Source organism: Lentilitoribacter sp. Alg239-R112, assembly GCF_900537175.1.
GTDB lineage: Bacteria > Pseudomonadota > Alphaproteobacteria > Rhizobiales > Rhizobiaceae > Lentilitoribacter.
The window spans coordinates 1,208,164-1,225,323 of record NZ_LS999833.1 but is presented as its reverse complement, the minus strand read 5'-3'; the positions used below and the strand labels follow the sequence as shown (position 1 = coordinate 1,225,323).

Below are 17,160 nucleotides of genomic sequence, written 5' to 3'. Positions count from 1 at the left end.
TCCGAACGATTTGATAATTGTATTCATATTTAAGGGGCGGGACATTGCCAAAAACTAATAAGAACGACGGTAAAGATGCTGCAAATCAATTGGAGAATTTAGCGTATATACATTCCATGTTGGGTGAACTTCGTAAAGTTGCCGATGCGGAGGGGGCTGATATGCTCTGTTACCTTATTGAAATGGCCTACATTGAAGCTGGTGATATTAAATCGAAATTACGACCTCTAAAGTCAGGTGTCGAAAATAAAAGAAACAAGACCTCCGGGATGTCTTTGTAATCGACCAGCCAGATCCAATTCTAGCAATACCATATAGACAACTTGCGCTGCGCATCCTGTGTGTCGAATTATGTCGTCAATTTCCACTGGTGTTGCGCCCATTGCATCAATAATCAGACTACGGGCATCTTCATCTGGTGGTGCGAAATTGGCATTGTCATCCCCTGTTTCTTCTATGATATTGGAAGTGCGGGCCTGAATGTTATTAAGTGGCGCTAATGCCTGAATAATGTCGTTAGATTCAGTGGTTAATATCGCGCCATCTTTTAAAAGCGCATTTGTGCCACCAGAACGAGGATCAAAAGGAGAGCCGGGAACCGCGAAAACCAGTCGACCAAAGTCTCCAGCATTTCGTGCTGTAATCAACGAGCCGGACCTCATAGCTGCTTCTACGACCAATAACCCCATAGATACGCCCGCAATAAGCCTGTTGCGGCGTGGGAAATCACGAGCGATCGGTTTCCAACCAAATTTCATTTCTGTGATTGCAAGTCCATCGCCATTGCAAATACGGTGGTATAGTTCCAGATTTTCAGGTGGGTACGGGCGGTTAATGCCTCCGGCAAGAGCTGCAATTGTTCCCGTTTCAATGCTCGCAATATGCGCGGTGGCATCAATACCTCGCGCAAGGCCGGAAATAATGACATATCCAGCATTTCCCAGTTCCTTTGAAACTTTAGATGCAAATTTATTACCGGATATTGATGCATTACGAGAACCGACAACCCCTACGGATACTCTTTGCGTAAGTTCGATGTTGCCTTTTACCGTTAGAAGCGGTGGTGCTCCGTCTATTTGGCGTAAAGCGGAAGGGTATTCAGGTTCACCGATGCCAATAAGTCGGGCATCAAATTTGGATATCATCTCCAATTCAGCTTCAGCTTCCTGAATGGATGCAATTTTTATGCTCTTACGTGATCCGCCGCGCCGTGATAATTCAGGGAGCATTTCAATTGCCTTTTCAGCTGAACCGCAATTTGTGATCAGATCGCGAAACGTCGCCGGGCCAACATTGTTGCTGCGGATTAATCGTAACCAATTCAGACGTTGCTTTTCGGTTAGTCGAATCCCACGTGGGCGTTGACCATCCATTAGCCTTTGCTTCCGATTTTACTTTCAGTTCCTGACAGCAAGCGCCGGATATTAGCGTGATGTTTGGCAATTGCGATTGCTGAAATTAGCGAAAAAAGTAAAGCAAAATTGGGATAACCTAGAAGATATAAGGCAACAGGCATGACAATGGCGGCACAGATTGCAGCCAGTGATGAATATCTAAAAATAAAGGCCACTGATAGCCAAACCACTGCAAAAATTAAAATAGCAATTGGAACCAGACCAAAAAGCACACCAATATATGTGGCAATTCCCTTGCCGCCCTTAAATTTCAACCAGATGGGATATAGGTGGCCGATAAATGCACCAAAGCCTGCAGCCATGGCGGGTTCTGCGCCAAATTGCCCAACAATCGCTACTGGGATAGCACCTTTAAGGAAGTCAGCTATCAAGACACTGGCTGCGATTTTTTTATTGCCGGTACGCAAAACATTTGTGGCACCAATATTACCTGAACCAATATTACGAATGTCGCCAAGACCTGCCATTTTGCTGAAGATAAGACCAAAAGGTATTGAGCCACAAAGGTAGCCAAGTAAGAGCGCAATAATTACGGTTGGTAACGCGGTTTGTATATCAGAAATGTCTAACATTTGAGCAATCTATCAGTTTAATGCACGTTGTATAAATTTAAGGTTGTGTAACTTGATTATACATCTGAGTAAACAGTTTTGCCAGATACAATGGTTTCGATCACCTTACCAGTGAAACGTGCGTCTTCAAATGCGCTGTTTTTTGATTTTGATACGATTTCATTTTTTGCATAAACCCACGGATATTCAAGATCGATAATGGCTATGTCGGCTTTTGTGCCGACCTTCAATGTACCAGCATTAAGTCCATGCAATTGAGCTGGTCTGCATGACATTGCGTCAATAAGGCGAGGCAAGGAGAGATCTGAAGAGTGGTAAAGCCTTAACGCTGCGGCCAGCATGGTTTCAAGACCTATGGCACCTTCTGCGGCATCAGGAAATGGCAGTCTCTTCGTATCAACGTCCTGTGGATCGTGAGATGAGCAAATGATATCAATTGTACCGTCTGCGAGCGCTTTAACCATTATCAAGCGATCTTCTTCCGATCTCAAAGGAGGGGAGAGTTTGAAGAAGGTTCGGTATTCACCAATATCATTTTCATTAAGTGTTAAATTGTTGATGGAGATGCCAGCACTGATATTGGAAGCATTTTGCTTTGCGCGTGCAATTAGAGTAGCTGTTTCAGGTGTTGATAATTTGGCGGCATGGTATTTAGCACCAGTTAAGTGAGCTAGCCGAAGATCGCGCTCAAGAGGTATGATTTCTGCTTCACTTGGAATACCTTTAAAACCTAGCCATGATGCAAGAAGCCCTTCATTCATCATGCCACCATCCGCAAGGTCGGCATCTTGAAGTTCGCAAGAAATCAACGCATCAAAATCTCGTGCATAAGTCATTGCCCGACGTAAGACAGCCGCATTACGCAATGTTTTACGCCCATCCGTCAGACATGCAGCCCCTGCTTCGGTCATTAGGCCGAATTCTGTCATCTCAAGGCCCTTGAGAGATTTGGTTATTGCAGCCGATGGATGAACATTGATAACTGAAGTGTCGCGGGCAGTACGTTGTATGAATTGCAATAGGGCAACGTCATCAATTACGGGGTCGGTATCAGGCATGGTAATGATGCTTGTAATTCCGCCTTTGGCTGCTGCTTGGCCGGCTGATGCAATTGTCTCGCGGTATTCACTACCAGGCTCACCAATGTATACACGTGCATCTACTAGACCCGGTGAGGCAACTGTTGCCCCTTTGTAATCCGTTATTTGGGCACCTTCTGGTGAGCCTTGATTGTTTGCTTTGGCGCCGCATGCAGAAATTTTGCCATCTTCGATAATTATCGTACCGACTTCATCCAAGCCTTGTGATGGATCGATAATACGAATATTTTTTAGGACGCGAGAGTTCATACTAATTTCTCCCACTTGCTAGCATCAGTGTTTCCATGACTGCCATACGGACTGCGACGCCCATTTCCACTTGTTGTTCAATCACACTTTGTGGACTGTCTGCAATTTCAGATGCAATTTCCACGCCGCGGTTCATGGGGCCTGGATGCATGACCAATGCATCGTCTTTTGCATAGGCCAGTTTTTCGGCATCCAATCCGAAAAAGCGGAAATATTCGCGTACCGATGGTACGAAAGCGCCTTCCATACGCTCGCGTTGAAGTCGCAGCATCATCACAACATCCGCGTCTTTGAGGCCTTCTTTCATCGATGTAAAGATTTCAGCACCCATATTTTCGATACCCGTTGGTAGAAGTGTTCTAGGAGCGATGACCCGAACCCGTGCACCAAGCGCATTAAGCAGGAGAATATTGGAACGCGCAACGCGTGAATGGAGAACATCACCGCAGATTGCGACGATCAAACGTCCAACTTTACCTTTGTTTCTGCGAATTGTCAGCGCATCGAGAAGCGCTTGGGTAGGATGCTCATGAGCACCATCTCCGGCATTTATTACCGAGCAACCCACTTTTTGAGAGAGAAGCGCGACCGCACCTGCTGATCCGTGACGTACAACCAGCATATCAGGGTGCATTGCATTAAGCGTCATTGCGGTATCAACAAGCGTTTCGCCCTTTTTAACCGATGAGTTGCTGACCGACATATTCATCACATCCGCACCCAAACGCTTTCCGGCAAGTTCAAAAGATGCCTGCGTTCTGGTGGAGGCTTCAAAAAAGAGATTGATTTGCGTTAAGCCCCGAAGTGTATTGGTTTTCTTTTCGCGTTGTAGTGAAAGTTGAACCGCTTCATCAGCCTTATCTAACAGATAGAAAATATCCGGTTCCGACAAGCCTTTGATTCCAAGGAGGTGACGGTGCGGAAAGACCATAATTTGCTCTCTTCTGTGTGATTTTCGACTTTCTATAAGAAGCTTTCGGTGAAAGGGCAACATAGATGGGGTGACATTTGGTGCCTGTCCCCATACAAATTGGGAGATTTTGTTTTTGATTCAGGAAAGTATCGCTCATGTCATCGGCCAGAATTGATCCTCTGACTTTGAATATAAACAGTTTTCAAGCTGACCCTTTGCTGCGCGATGTTTCCAACACAATGCCGCGAGCCATGCAGGCGCATTTTACACTTCTTGGCCAATATGCTGGTTCGCATGAAGCTGAAGAGCTTGCTCGCCTTGCAAATCATAACAAACCGCAACTTAGAACCAGTGATACGTTTGGCGATAGGTTAAATCTTGTTGAGTATCATCCTGCATGGCACGCATTGCAGCGAAAAGCAGTGGGATTTGGCCTTCACGCATCGGTATGGGATGATTCTAGCCGTAAAAACCAAGGTTTTGGGCATCAGATGCGCACAATGGGGCTTTATCTGTCTTCTGGCCTTGAGGCTGGGCATCTCACGCCTTCGACGTCTACGCACGCTTCTCTTGCAATTATTTTGGCAAATCCTGCCTTAAAGCGTGACTGGTCAGACAAACTCTTATCGCGGATGTATGACAGTTCGGAGAAAACACCACTCAATAAAACAGGCTTGCTTATTGGTTTGGCTCTTGCTGAACATAAAAGTGGGGGAAGTATAGAGGTCATTGAGACAACGGCTAATCGCGTCGGCGAAGGTTTATACTCGCTTAATGGCGAGAAATGGCATGTATCGGCGCCAATGAGCGACGCATTTTTAGTTCTGGCGCAGACCCAAGGCGGTATCGGGTGCTTTCTGGTGCCACGATTATTGCAAGATGGATCACAAAATTCCATCGAGGTTTTGCGATTGCGCCAGCAAGTAGGTTATCATTCTAATCCGCAAGCAGAATTGAAGCTTAATAGCTCTTATGGATTCTTACTTGGTGAAGAGGGCGCTGGTATGAATACCATACTAGATGCGATTACGCTGATACGCCATGATATCTCGGTTATCTCTGCAGGGTTAATGCGGTCAAGTCTCGCAAAAACAGTCAATTATTGGCGAAAGCCAAATGACGGCGAGTTTGATGCGATATCTGCTCGTGTGTTGGCTGATATGTCGTTGGATGTTGCCGGTGCTACTGCCCTTACCATGCGGGTCGCGAGTTCCTATGATAAAGCAGGCTCATCTCCTACTGATGCAGCCTACGCCAGATTAATGACATCAGCTGCTAAATACTGGGTTTGTAAAACCGCGCCTATTCTTATATCCGAAACTATGGAGAGTGTTGGGGCTGCTGCTTTTTCTTCACAGTCCAGTCTGGTGCGCAATCATCATGATTCAATTACTAATCTGATTTATGAGACAGGTAGTGATCTCATGGCACGCGATGTATTGCGTGTTTTGTTACATGGGAGGGATTTATTTGAATCTGTCGTTCAGGATGTGACTACGGATTTGGGTGCTCATGGTGAACGAACGAGAGATGTTTTGCATGCCTGTATGAGCGTGTGCGAAAATGATCCAGGATTGGCGCGCTTGCTGACCGAACAGCTTGCTCTTGCTGGAGCTGCCACTGAACTGAAGCGGATTGGGGCAGGGGCTATTGCCGATGCGTTTATCGAAACTCGTCTGGGCGGATCATGGCGCTCGAGTTACGGTATGTTGGATGCTCGCTATGACGCAGTCCGCATAATCGAGTTGCTTTATCCAAATTCGAATTAGTTGCGAATTTCAGTAAACTAATAGTATGTTTGTGACATGTAATGTGTATAGCTGTGGATGTAATACATTAAATATTTCATCTATCTATTTGATATTAAACAGATAATTGTATTGGATGGCTTGAAAGAGTACGGATGAAATTCTGTTAACCTTAATAAATAGTTTACGTTGTGTTTTGGCCACGTATACGCAAGAGTGCTGCTAAGAGCTAAGTCTATTGGCTCATCGTTTATATAAAGGCAGTGCGTTGAAGTATTTATTGATTTTTTGGGGTGTGCCAGTGGGCGCTGTAGCTGCTTGGTATTATCTTTCCATCAATGACATTAATTTTGGACTATTGATGTTTTCGCGCGTCTTTAACGATGCTGTATTTGATATTTATGGAAATATCTTAGGTATGGATGCACAAGCCGTTCGCGATCTCTTGATTAGGACGTTTGTTATAGATACTTTGTTTATAGCCGCGATCATCTATTTCAAACCATTCCGCCGTATAAAAGAATGGTGGGAATCGCGACGTAGGAAATCAGAAGCAAATCACCTTGTGGAAGCAACGTTTGATGATCATCACGTTGGGAGCGCCAATCATGCCGGACTGTCACCACTTAAAGAAAATAATCTATCTAGCGCACCTTGAAGAATAAATGCTGCGGCGGCTGAGTCTATTCGCTCGCTTCGCTTTTTGCGCGATACATCCATTTCCAGAAGAGAACGTTCTGCTGCTACGGTGGATAAGCGCTCATCCCAGAAGACAAATGGGATTTCTGTCAGCTTTCCCATATTGCCGACAAATGCTCGCGTCGACTGAACGCGGCCACCTTGTTCGCCACTCATATGAGCGGGAAGACCAATAATTGCGGCACCCACATTTTCAGATTTATATATTTTGAGAAGCTCTTGAGCGTCCAATCCAAATTTTCGACGTTTAAGAACGGGGCGAGGGTTGGCAAAGCTTAATCCAATGTCAGAGATAGCAATCCCAATTGTCTTAGTTCCAAGATCAAGACCCGCAATGGTTTGTCCTTTCTCAAGAAGAGATAGAGTTTTTTCAATTTCTATGACTGCCATTTGTGTCTTTCGCTATCATTAGCCTTGCGAATCTTTATAAGTCCTTTCAAGTTAAAGCGACACATTAAATGATGGGCAAGGACCTATAATATGAAAATTACATGGCTTGGGCATTCGGCATTTAGGTTTGAGATCGGTAATAGTGTGATCCTTGTCGATCCATTTATTAAGGGAAACCCAAAAGCTAACATCAATTTTGATGAGGTTACTGCAGGTACAACACATATTGCGCTGACACATGGTCATAGTGATCATTTGGGCGATACGGTGGAAATTGCAAAAACGACAGGCGCTACCGTTATTGCAAATGCTGATCTTTGTTCGTGGCTAAGGGTACGGAACGGCTTAAGTTCATTAGAAGATGGAAATACCGGCGGCACAATCGGCTTTGACGACTTTTCTGTAACTTTTGTCGATGCCAAACATTCATCTGCATTTATCACTGATGATGGTATTGCGCATAGTTTGGGCCATTCCAACGGTCTCATGTTTCACTTTCGGGATGCACCATCTGTTCTACATATGGGTGATACTGATATTTTCTCGGATATGGCGCTTATTCAAGAATTGCATGAACCTGATATCGGTATTGTACCAATTGGTGATCGTTACACCATGGGAAGTGCAGTTGCGGCGCTGTCCTGCCAGAAGTATTTCAAATTTGATAAAATAATTCCGTGCCATTTTGGCTCATTTCCTGTCCTGGAGCCATCCGTGGACCAATTCCGTGTTGCAATGGGTGAAGATGGTGCAAAGGTGCAGGCGCTGGGTGTTGGCGAATCTTTGAATGTATGAAAACAAACTTGCTCTCATGCGTTAGCAAGGTTATAGCGAAGCAAATAGATAGATAGCGGAGAAAATACATGTCTGTAGATCAGGCGACCGTAAAACGCGTTGCAAACCTTTCGCGAATAGAAGTGAGCGAAAATAATCTGGAAAAAATGCAGGGCGAACTGAATGCCATCCTAGGTTTTGTCGAGCAATTGTCTGAAGTTGATGTTGAAGGTGTGGAGCCTATGACATCAGTTACACCGATGGCTATGAAGAAGCGCGTAGATGCTATTACAGATGGCTCTAAAGCTGCTGATGTTGTTGCGAATGCACCTGAGAGCGATGGTAACTTTTTCGTTGTTCCAAAAGTGATTGAGTAATCATTTGGAATGTTGAATTTCGCAGAAGTTTAGAAGTAATTTTTGAAAAGATACAAATATATGAGTGACCTAATCCAGCTCACAATTGCTGAAGCAAGAGAAAAACTTAAAGCAGGTGAAATCAAGTCTGTAGAATTAACAGATGCGTATCTCGCCGCGATAGCCAGTGCAAATGATAGCCTCAATGCTTATATTAAAGTAACAGAGGAAAAAGCGCGTGCGATGGCTGCTGCTTCTGACGAAAAACTTGCCAAAGGCGAGGGTGGAATTCTTGAGGGTATTCCATTGGGCATCAAAGATCTGTTCGCAACAGAAGGCGTTCATACTCAGGCTTGTAGCCATATTTTGGATAAGTTTGAGCCGCGTTATGAATCAACTGTTACCCAAAACCTTTGGGATGATGGTGCTGTTATGCTTGGTAAGTTGAATATGGATGAGTTTGCAATGGGTTCATCTAACGAGACCAGCCATTATGGTCCTGTTACAAATCCATGGCGTGTAGAAGGATCAAACCAGTCTCTGGTCCCTGGCGGTTCGTCTGGTGGTTCAGCTTCGGCCGTTGCTGCCCATCTTTGTGCAGGTGCAACGGCTACCGATACAGGTGGCTCGATTCGTCAACCTGCTGCATTTACGGGTACAGTCGGCATAAAACCTACATATGGTCGTTGTTCTCGCTGGGGTACGGTGGCTTTTGCATCTTCTCTTGATCAAGCCGGCCCGATTGCTCGTGATGTGCGCGATGCTGCTATTATGCTGACATCTATGGCCTCATCTGATGCTAAAGATACAACAAGTGTTGATATGCCTGTTCCAGATTACGAAGCAGTGCTCGGTGGTTCGGTTAAGGGTATGAGAATTGGCATACCAAAGGAATATCGCATGGATGGTATGCCTGAGGAAATCGAAACTCTTTGGCAGCAGGGAATTGCATGGCTTAAAGATGCTGGTGCTGAGATCGTTGATATTTCGCTTCCACATACAAAATATGCACTTCCGGCCTATTACATCGTAGCTCCTGCTGAAGCGTCGTCAAACCTGGCTCGTTATGACGGTGTTCGGTATGGTCTTCGTGTAGAAGGCGAAGACATTGCTGACATGTATATGAAAACTCGTGCCGCTGGGTTTGGCCCGGAAGTTCAACGTCGTATTATGATTGGTACTTATGTGCTTTCTGCCGGTTATTACGATGCGTATTACATTAAGGCTCAGAAGGTTCGCACGTTGATCAAACGTGATTTTGAGAATGTGTTTAATGATGGCATCGATACAATTCTAACACCTTCGACCCCGTCGGCGGCATTTGCTATTGGTGATGAGGAAATGGCTTCTGATCCGGTGAAAATGTATTTAAATGACATATTTACTGTGACTGTGAATATGGCTGGTTTGCCGGGCATTTCTGTTCCTGCCGGGCTTGATGCAAAAGGTCTTCCGTTAGGGTTGCAGCTAATTGGTAAGCCTTTCGATGAAGAAGGGCTGTTTAAAACTGCCCATGTGATAGAGCAGGCGGCAGGTCGCTTCACGCCCAATAAATGGTGGTAATGCTATTTGATTATACGAGCAGCAAGATCAATTGAGATTAAAACACTTGCTGCTCTTGGTGTGCTTGCATGGGAACAGGCCCTGGAAAATTCTGGTGAGAATACCCAAAATTATATAAAGGGTGCGCAAGCTACATATTTCCATTTTTGTTCGGAAAACTGGCCTATTATCAGTGTTATTGAAGTTGATGGTGAAGTGCTGGGCTGGGGTGCGGTTGACCCTAATAAAAATAACATAACCGATATTTGGGTGTTGCCAGATTTTCAATGCCAGGGATTGGGTAGCTTGCTTCTAACAGAACTCGAAAAACAGATCTCAGAACGCGGGTTTGAGACTATCGAACTTGAAACGCACGCAAAAAATATAAATGCCATTTCTTTTTTTAAGAAGCATGGATTTGCAGTGAGCAGTCTCAAATCGTCATATGTTGCCAAATTAGACAAGACTGTGGACACAATCGAGATGCGAAAGACATTTGAATAACTCTCAAAATGATTCAAATTTGCTGATTAAGTGTCATATTTATTTCCGTAACAGAAATTTTAGCCGATCATCAGCTAATGCAGGTAAGGTTTCTAAAATTTCTGCAACAACGACGTTGTTTTTGACAAATGGATCCTCATTGATAAGTCTGGTGAGAGCATCGCGAGATATATTGTGAGCAAGAATGCTGCCTCCCTCCTCAGGAAGAATTCGACCTGCTAGAATGAATACACCTTCATCAAACCCGCGTTGCAACCAATCGCCATGAGCTTTCATAAAGTCTTTTACATTTTCTTTGTTCGTTGAAAATTTGAGTAGTATTATAAACATCTCTGATTTGCTCCATTCTAAATTGCAATTTTTCCCGGATTATTGTGTATATATTTGAAAGATTCTCGTCCTTCAAACTAAGCTCCGTTGTTGTTCTAAACTAACGTGTAAAATTCATGGGATTTATTAATAACTCAAAGCGGCATCCATGCTTTGATTGCTTGCAGTCTTGAATAGTTTGTTTTACGAAGAGATTTAATATTCGAAGCTAATTTAAGGCCTTAAAATGACAGCTCCTGCTATTGTTGATGTACGCACTCCAGACCCAAAACGCTTTATTGCCGGTGCAACAGGTGATTGGGAAATTATCATTGGTCTTGAGGTTCATGCTCAAGTAACAAGCCAGTCAAAATTGTTTTCGGGATCTTCTACTGAATTTGGCCGGGCACCAAATGACAATGTTTCATTGGTGGATGCTGCCATGCCAGGTATGTTGCCGGTGATCAACGAAGAATGTGTGCGTCAGGCTGTGAAAACGGGTCTAGGATTAAAGGCTCAAATCAACAATCGTTCGCTTTTTGACCGCAAGAACTATTTCTACCCTGATTTGCCGCAAGGCTATCAAATATCTCAGTTTAAAGATCCTATAGTTGGTGAGGGCACGATCGTTATTTCTGTTGGTCCTGACAATAAAGGTCAGTTTGAAGATACCGAAATTGGTATTGAGCGTCTTCACCTTGAACAAGATGCTGGTAAGTCAATTCACGATCAACATCCAACCCGCTCATATGTTGATCTTAATCGCTCTGGCGTTGCTTTGATGGAGATCGTTTCCAAACCCGATATGCGTTCTGCTGATGAGGCGAAAGCATATGTCACCAAGCTGCGCACAATTTTGCGTTATCTTGGAACTTGCGATGGTAATATGGATGAAGGTTCCATGCGTGCGGATGTGAATGTTTCTGTTCGTAAACCAGGTGGTGAATTTGGCACGCGTTGCGAAATTAAGAACATCAACTCAATTCGCTTTATGGGGCAGGCAATAGAGTACGAAGCTCGCCGCCAGATTTCCATCATTGAAGATGGTGGTGAAATTGATCAGGAAACACGTTTGTTTGATCCAAATAAGGGTGAAACACGTTCTATGCGTTCGAAAGAAGATGCGCATGATTACCGTTATTTTCCGGACCCCGATTTGCTTCCACTTGAGTTCACTCAGGAGTATGTTGATAAAATCGCTGCTGAACTTCCAGAACTCCCTGATGCCAAAAAAGATCGTTTGGTTTCAGAATTGGGCTTATCAGTTTACGATGCATCTATCTTGGTAACAGAACAATCGATTGCTAAATTCTTTGAAACTGTCGCTAGCGGGCGTGATGGTAAATTAGCTGCAAACTGGATTATCAATGATTTGCTCGGCGCGTTAAATAAGGTTGGTAAAGGCATCGAAGATTCTCCTATCTCAGCTGATCAACTTGGTACGATTATTTCTATGATTGAAGATGAGACAATTTCTGGAAAAATCGCTAAAGAGTTGTTTGAAATCGTGTTTGAAGAAGGTGGTGACCCAGCCAAGATTGTTGAAGAACGTGGTATGAAACAGGTAACGGATACCGGAGCGATTGAGGCTGCCGTTGATGAAATTATTGCTGCGAACCCAGATCAGGTTGAGAAGGTGAAAGAAAAACCTCAATTAGCTGGCTGGTTTGTTGGTCAGGTTATGAAAGCAACTGGTGGTAAGGCAAACCCGCAGGCTGTGCAAAAACTCGTTCGTGAAAAGCTGGGCGTTGAATAATGTTTTTTGTCCGTACCGCCAGTATACGCGATGCTGAAAAAGTTCAGCAGTTATTAGTTGAGACGTGGCATGCGACCTATGATGCAATTCATGGCGCCGATTTTGTGGATGAGATTTGTCAAACTTGGCATAGTGTTGAGAACATAAAAACTAACATTGATGCACGAGATGGCGAGTACGTTGTTGCCGATAGTGGGGATGAAATTGGCGGTATGGCCTTTGTGAAGTCGCCAAACAAGGACGGCAATGCATATCTAAGCCAGATTTATGTACGACCTGACTTGCAACGTCAGGGTATTGGTCGTGATTTGATGAACGAAGTGGAAAACTGCTTCCCGGAAGCAAAAAATCTTCGTTTAGGTGTTGATTCCAAAAACCTAAATGCTGCAAATTTTTATGAGCATATAGGTTATAAAAATACAGGGATTAGCTTTGAAGATACGATCTCGGACCGAGCAATTGAAGCATTGGTGTTTGAAAAACCGTTACCTTAATCATGTTCTTCTGGACATCCTAGTCATCAGGCGGCATAAGACCATAAACCTTAGATGCAGAGAATCGACGATATGAAAGCATTTTTCCTAGGACTATTTACTTGGTGGAACGGCGCAACAGTTGCAACACGTTTCCATACATGGCGCAAAGGTGCGCGTGTTGGCGAAGACGAGTTTGGTAATGTTTACTATCAGGGTGGTAAAGATTCCGAAGGTCGCACGCGACGTTGGGTTATCTATAAAGGCTATGCAGAGGCTTCGGCAATTCCTCCCGGCTGGCATGGTTGGATACATCACAGAACGGATGTATCACCAGCTGATGAGGACTATATTCCATTTGAATGGCAACAGCCGCATCAATCGAATTTGACTGGTTCTGCCAATGCATATCGTCCAAAGGGTTCCATGACAACAAAAGGTGTTCGCCCAGTTGTTACCGGTGATTATGATGCTTGGACACCTGGTCGTTAACATTTTGATCATTTGAACCTCTTATTTCAGTTTCATGATGTGGCCGCAATTAACTGGTTCAACGATGCGGAGCTAAATTTGTGCGGAATCGATTGATGAAACAGTTCTTAAATTTACAATTTGTATCTGCTTGTTTTGCAGTTTTTGTTATCATGTTTGGGGCGGCGGGTATCGCTAATGCAGAGCGAATTTCCAATCCTGTGGCGGTTTTTTCCGGTATTGATAAGATCACGGGTCGTATTACGACATTTGATGTATATGTGGATGAAACCGTGCAGTTTGGTGCGTTGCAGGTGACACCGCGTGTTTGTTACTCGCGAGATGAAACAGAAGCGCCGAAGACGACAACCTTTGTCGAGGTGGACGAAATCACACTGGATCGCAAGATAAGACGTATCTTTTCTGGTTGGATGTTTGCTGACTCCCCAGGTTTAAATGCTGTTGATCATGCTGTTTATGATGTCTGGCTTGAGGGTTGTAAGTTGGAATCAGATGTTCCTGCGCCGAAAAGCTAATAGAAGCCTACTTCATATATCTGGTTTTCTTAAGTAATAGCGCCAATTGTTTTTATTATAATATAGACAAATACCCTTTCGCATGTTCAAGTTAGTCAGTTGAACTTAATTTGACTATTTTGTAAATGCGGGAGAATACATGTCTATATTTAGAAAAACTCTAAGCGCCGCCGCTGTTGGTGCCGTCATGCTCGGATCGATGGTAACAGGGTCTGTTGCTCAAGAACTGAAGTTTTTTACGATTGGTACCGGTGGTACATCTTACACATACTATCCAGTTGGAGGCGTTATCGCCAATGCAATCTCTAAGCCGCCAGGCTCGCGTGAGTGTGGTGAAGGTGGCAGCTGTGGTGTTGATGGTTTGATTGCTTCTGCAGTTTCTTCTCGCGGTTCTGTAGACAATGTGAACGCCATTATTTCCGGCCTTCGTAATTCTGGATTTGCGCAATCAGATGTGGCTTTCTGGGCCTATACGGGTACCGGAACTATGGAAGGTAAAGACCCTGCAACTGATTTGCGGACAATTGCTGCGCTTTTTGAAGAACATATCCACTTGGTGGTGTTGAAAGATAGCGGTATTAACTCGGTCGCTGACCTTAAAGGCAAGCGAGTGTCACTAGATGAGCCGGGTTCAGGTACATATGTTGATGCTAACCTGATCTTGGAATCAAATGGATTGTCTGCCTCTGATTTAACCGCCGAAGCTCTAAAAGGTGGTGCAGCTGCCGAGGCTCTACGTAACGGTAAAATTGATGCATTTTTTGTTGTCGCTGGCTATCCGGCTGGTGCGCTAGTTGAATTGGCATCAGCCGCTGAGATTAAGCTCGTTCCTATTGATGGAGCAGGCGCAGACGCATTGACCGAAAAATATGGCTTCTTCGCTTCTTCTGATATTCCAGAAGGCACTTATGAAGGCGTGGCTGGAACAACAACAGTTGCTGTTGGTGCACAGTGGTTCACATCTGCAAAAGAAGATGAAGAGCTTGTTTATAAAATTACGAAAGCTCTTTGGAACAAAGAGTCTCGTAAACTTCTTGATGTTGGCCATGCTAAAGGTAAAACAATTACCGCCGAGACTGCACTTAATGGTATAGGTGTCCCTCTTCATGCTGGCTCAGAACGTTTCTATAAAGAAATGGGCATAATGAAGTAATACGGAAAATTTTACCCCGGGTAACATATGTGTTGTCCGGGGTAATTGTATCTATATGGGTAATTCATAGTAGGGGATCTCTGTGTCATCAGAAAATAGTAACGAGCTGACAGCAGAGAAACTTGCTGAAATTGAACGAAAATTTGACCCTGAAACTGCATTTCGCCCAATAGGGAAATTACTCACTCCATTAATCGCGACGATTCTTGTTGCGATGGCGATTTATCATTTATACGCTTCTGGTCCGGGCCTCATTCGAGAGTTATTACATAGAGCTATTCATCTATCCTTTGTTCTCGGTCTCGTTTTTCTACTCTTTCCAATTCGAAAAAATGTTGAAAATCAACTCGCTCCTCCGGCTTGGTTTCGCTTTGATGGCATAGCTGTACCTGATATCGTATTTGCTCTGATGGCTGTGGCTGCGGCGCTCTATTTACCGCTCTTACCGTCCGAGATCGTGGCTCAGAGAGTTGGTAATCCGTCCCAATTAGATGTCATGATGGGAACTATACTACTGTTATTAACACTTGAGGCAGCGCGGCGTTCTGTTGGGCCAACGCTTCCTATTATTGCATTGATATTTGTTGCATTCGCTCTTTTTGGGCCTTATGCACCCGGTGCTTTAAAGCATGGTGGAACGAGCTGGCTTGGCCTCATAAACCACCTTTATATGACCAATCAAGGTATCTATGGAATTGCCATTGGGGTCATGGCACAATATGTTTTCTTGTTCATTTTATTTGGCGTGCTGGCAACACGTATTGGCTTGGGGCAGTTGTTTATTGACCTTGCGATGGTCATCGCTGGCCGCTATTCTGGCGGACCAGCAAAGGTAGCTATCTTCTCATCAGCCTTTATGGGAACAATCTCAGGTTCCTCTATAGCAAACACCGTTACAACAGGTGCATTAACGATTCCGGCTATGAAAAAGGTTGGATATCCCGGTCATTTCGCTGGGGCTGTGGAGGCAACTGCTTCCACAGGCGGGCAAATTACACCGCCAATATTGGGCGCTGCTGCGTTCATCATGGTTGAATATCTTGAAATACCCCTACGGGATGTGCTTGCAGCAGCGTTGTTTCCAGCGCTTCTGCATTATTTTGGTATTTTCATTATGGTGCACCTTGAGGCGAAAAAGCTTGGACTTAGGGGGCTTCGAGCAGAAGAACTTCCCAAAGCTGCGATTGTACTAAGACAACATTGGCTTTCTATCATACCGCTCGCGATTTTGGTTTATATGATCTTATCTGGTTATACACCTGACTTTGCCGCTGTCTTTGGAATTGCTGCATGTGTGGTTGTGGGTGTATTAAACCCAGTTAATCGCCTAACCTTGAGTGATTTGTGGAATGCGCTAGCAAGTGGCGCAAAGAATACCCTAGCAGTTGGTGCCGCTGCCGCAACTGTTGGCATCGTCGTTGGCGTTGTCACATTGACGGGTGTTGGTTTTAGGCTCGGATTTGTAGTCGTGCAGACAGCCAATGATATTGGAACAATAATTGGCTCAATATGGCCTCTAAGCTACTTTACAGTAACTCAATGGGCGTTGTTTGTTTCTCTTGTTTTGATTGCGATTTCTTGCATTATCATGGGAGCAGGGATCCCAACAACCGCTACTTATATCATTTTGGTAGCCGTTGCAGCTCCAGCATTGGCGCAGCTCCAAGTACAAAACTTGGTATCTCACTTCTTTGTATTCTATTATGGGGTTTTGGCTGATATAACACCGCCTGTTGCACTTGCTGCCTATGCCGCGGCAGGTATTGCCGGCTCAAATCCGTTCAAAACGGGCAACACAGCTTTCAGGCTAGGAATAGCCAAAGCTCTAGTACCGTTCGTATTTGTCTATTCTCCAGCGCTGCTGTTGGTCGCAGATGGTTTTACATGGGGTGAATTTATCGTCACGCTAGTAGGTGCTATGTTAGGGATATCATGCCTTGGGGTGGCTTTTGCGGGGTTTTTGTTTGCACCGCTACGTATGGGATCAAGGTGGTATATCGCAATCGTTTCCTTTCTATTCATCGCTCCAGGTCTAAAAACGATGGGAATTGGATTGCTGTTATTCTCACCTATTTTATGGGTGCAGTGGAAGCAGCGGGACTTGCCTAGAATAATAAATAGATAAATAATTTAGATGAAGAACCAAATTTTTTATTGGGCAATAGAAAAAATACATTGAGTTTTTTGACAACATAACTTA

19 protein-coding genes are annotated in these 17,160 nt (G+C 44.3%); 13 read left to right on the top strand and 6 right to left on the bottom strand.

Annotated elements, in window-relative coordinates:
- The first annotated feature begins 44 nt into the window (after positions 1–44).
- On the top strand, positions 45–281 hold the full coding sequence (locus G3W54_RS06375) for a hypothetical protein (protein WP_162652266.1): 237 nt from the start codon (positions 45–47) through the stop codon (positions 279–281).
- On the opposite strand, the gene dprA is transcribed toward G3W54_RS06375, so the two are convergent.
- The 4 genes from dprA to G3W54_RS06355 are packed head-to-tail and all read right to left on the bottom strand — an operon-like array spanning position 234 to position 4,270.
- Positions 234–1,373 (bottom strand): DNA-processing protein DprA, encoded by a 1,140-nt coding sequence (gene dprA, locus G3W54_RS06370; protein ID WP_162652265.1) that lies wholly within the window; start codon positions 1,371–1,373, stop codon positions 234–236. The two genes, G3W54_RS06375 and dprA, sit on opposite strands and share 48 nt — an antisense overlap.
- Complete coding sequence (gene plsY, locus G3W54_RS06365) at positions 1,373–1,987, bottom strand: glycerol-3-phosphate 1-O-acyltransferase PlsY (protein WP_162652264.1); 615 nt, start codon at positions 1,985–1,987, stop codon at positions 1,373–1,375. The genes dprA and plsY overlap by 1 nt, the downstream gene beginning before the upstream one ends.
- A 56-nt stretch (positions 1,988–2,043) precedes the next feature.
- Positions 2,044–3,336, bottom strand: coding sequence for a dihydroorotase (locus tag G3W54_RS06360; protein WP_162652263.1), 1,293 nt, complete (start codon positions 3,334–3,336; stop codon positions 2,044–2,046).
- 1 nt (position 3,337) lies between these two features.
- Complete coding sequence (locus tag G3W54_RS06355) at positions 3,338–4,270, bottom strand: aspartate carbamoyltransferase catalytic subunit (protein ID WP_162653583.1); 933 nt, start codon at positions 4,268–4,270, stop codon at positions 3,338–3,340.
- Positions 4,271–4,404: 134 nt separating this feature from the next.
- Between G3W54_RS06355 and G3W54_RS06350 the strand changes: the two genes are divergently transcribed.
- On the top strand, positions 4,405–6,018 hold the full coding sequence (locus tag G3W54_RS06350) for an acyl-CoA dehydrogenase family protein (RefSeq protein ID WP_162652262.1): 1,614 nt from the start codon (positions 4,405–4,407) through the stop codon (positions 6,016–6,018).
- 217 nt (positions 6,019–6,235) lie between these two features.
- Positions 6,236–6,655, top strand: coding sequence for a DUF6105 family protein (locus tag G3W54_RS06345; RefSeq protein WP_162652261.1), 420 nt, complete (start codon positions 6,236–6,238; stop codon positions 6,653–6,655).
- On the opposite strand, the gene ruvX is transcribed toward G3W54_RS06345, so the two are convergent.
- Positions 6,604–7,086: a Holliday junction resolvase RuvX gene (gene ruvX / locus G3W54_RS06340; RefSeq protein WP_162652260.1), complete on the bottom strand. Its 483-nt coding sequence runs from the start codon at positions 7,084–7,086 to the stop codon at positions 6,604–6,606. The genes G3W54_RS06345 and ruvX overlap by 52 nt on opposite strands.
- A gap of 90 nt (positions 7,087–7,176) precedes the next feature.
- Between ruvX and G3W54_RS06335 the strand changes: the two genes are divergently transcribed.
- The 4 genes from G3W54_RS06335 to G3W54_RS06320 all read left to right on the top strand — a co-directional run bounded on the left by G3W54_RS06335 (position 7,177) and on the right by G3W54_RS06320 (position 10,262).
- Complete coding sequence (locus tag G3W54_RS06335) at positions 7,177–7,881, top strand: metal-dependent hydrolase (protein ID WP_162652259.1); 705 nt, start codon at positions 7,177–7,179, stop codon at positions 7,879–7,881.
- Between the two features lie 68 nt (positions 7,882–7,949).
- A complete protein-coding gene (gatC, locus tag G3W54_RS06330; protein ID WP_162652258.1) occupies positions 7,950–8,237 on the top strand; it encodes an Asp-tRNA(Asn)/Glu-tRNA(Gln) amidotransferase subunit GatC in 288 nt (95 codons plus the stop codon).
- A gap of 60 nt (positions 8,238–8,297) precedes the next feature.
- Positions 8,298–9,779 (top strand): Asp-tRNA(Asn)/Glu-tRNA(Gln) amidotransferase subunit GatA, encoded by a 1,482-nt coding sequence (gene gatA, locus G3W54_RS06325; protein ID WP_162652257.1) that lies wholly within the window; start codon positions 8,298–8,300, stop codon positions 9,777–9,779.
- A gap of 6 nt (positions 9,780–9,785) precedes the next feature.
- The gene (locus tag G3W54_RS06320; RefSeq protein WP_162652256.1) at positions 9,786–10,262 is read left to right on the top strand and encodes a GNAT family N-acetyltransferase; all 477 of its coding nucleotides are present in this window, start codon (positions 9,786–9,788) and stop codon (positions 10,260–10,262) included.
- Between the two features lie 39 nt (positions 10,263–10,301).
- Here the strand turns inward: G3W54_RS06320 and G3W54_RS06315 are convergent, their stop codons facing one another.
- A complete protein-coding gene (locus G3W54_RS06315) occupies positions 10,302–10,592 on the bottom strand; it encodes a YciI family protein (protein WP_162652255.1) in 291 nt (96 codons plus the stop codon).
- A gap of 226 nt (positions 10,593–10,818) precedes the next feature.
- Here G3W54_RS06315 and gatB point away from each other — a divergent pair, with 226 nt between their 5' ends.
- From gatB to G3W54_RS06285, 6 genes are all read left to right on the top strand, one after another.
- Positions 10,819–12,327: an Asp-tRNA(Asn)/Glu-tRNA(Gln) amidotransferase subunit GatB gene (gene gatB / locus G3W54_RS06310; RefSeq protein WP_162652254.1), complete on the top strand. Its 1,509-nt coding sequence runs from the start codon at positions 10,819–10,821 to the stop codon at positions 12,325–12,327.
- On the top strand, positions 12,327–12,821 hold the full coding sequence (locus G3W54_RS06305) for a GNAT family N-acetyltransferase (protein ID WP_162652253.1): 495 nt from the start codon (positions 12,327–12,329) through the stop codon (positions 12,819–12,821). Before gatB ends, G3W54_RS06305 begins: the two co-directional genes overlap by 1 nt.
- A 72-nt stretch (positions 12,822–12,893) precedes the next feature.
- On the top strand, positions 12,894–13,292 hold the full coding sequence (locus G3W54_RS06300) for an NADH:ubiquinone oxidoreductase subunit NDUFA12 (protein ID WP_162652252.1): 399 nt from the start codon (positions 12,894–12,896) through the stop codon (positions 13,290–13,292).
- 152 nt (positions 13,293–13,444) lie between these two features.
- Positions 13,445–13,807, top strand: a complete 363-nt coding sequence (locus tag G3W54_RS06295; protein WP_244627908.1) for a DUF2155 domain-containing protein — start codon at positions 13,445–13,447, stop codon at positions 13,805–13,807.
- Between the two features lie 139 nt (positions 13,808–13,946).
- Positions 13,947–14,960 carry a TAXI family TRAP transporter solute-binding subunit gene (locus G3W54_RS06290; RefSeq protein WP_162652250.1) on the top strand — a complete coding sequence of 338 codons (1,014 nt, stop codon included), beginning with the start codon at positions 13,947–13,949 and terminating at the stop codon, positions 14,958–14,960.
- 82 nt (positions 14,961–15,042) lie between these two features.
- A complete protein-coding gene (locus tag G3W54_RS06285; protein ID WP_162652249.1) occupies positions 15,043–17,085 on the top strand; it encodes a TRAP transporter fused permease subunit in 2,043 nt (680 codons plus the stop codon).
- Positions 17,086–17,160 lie beyond the last annotated feature (75 nt).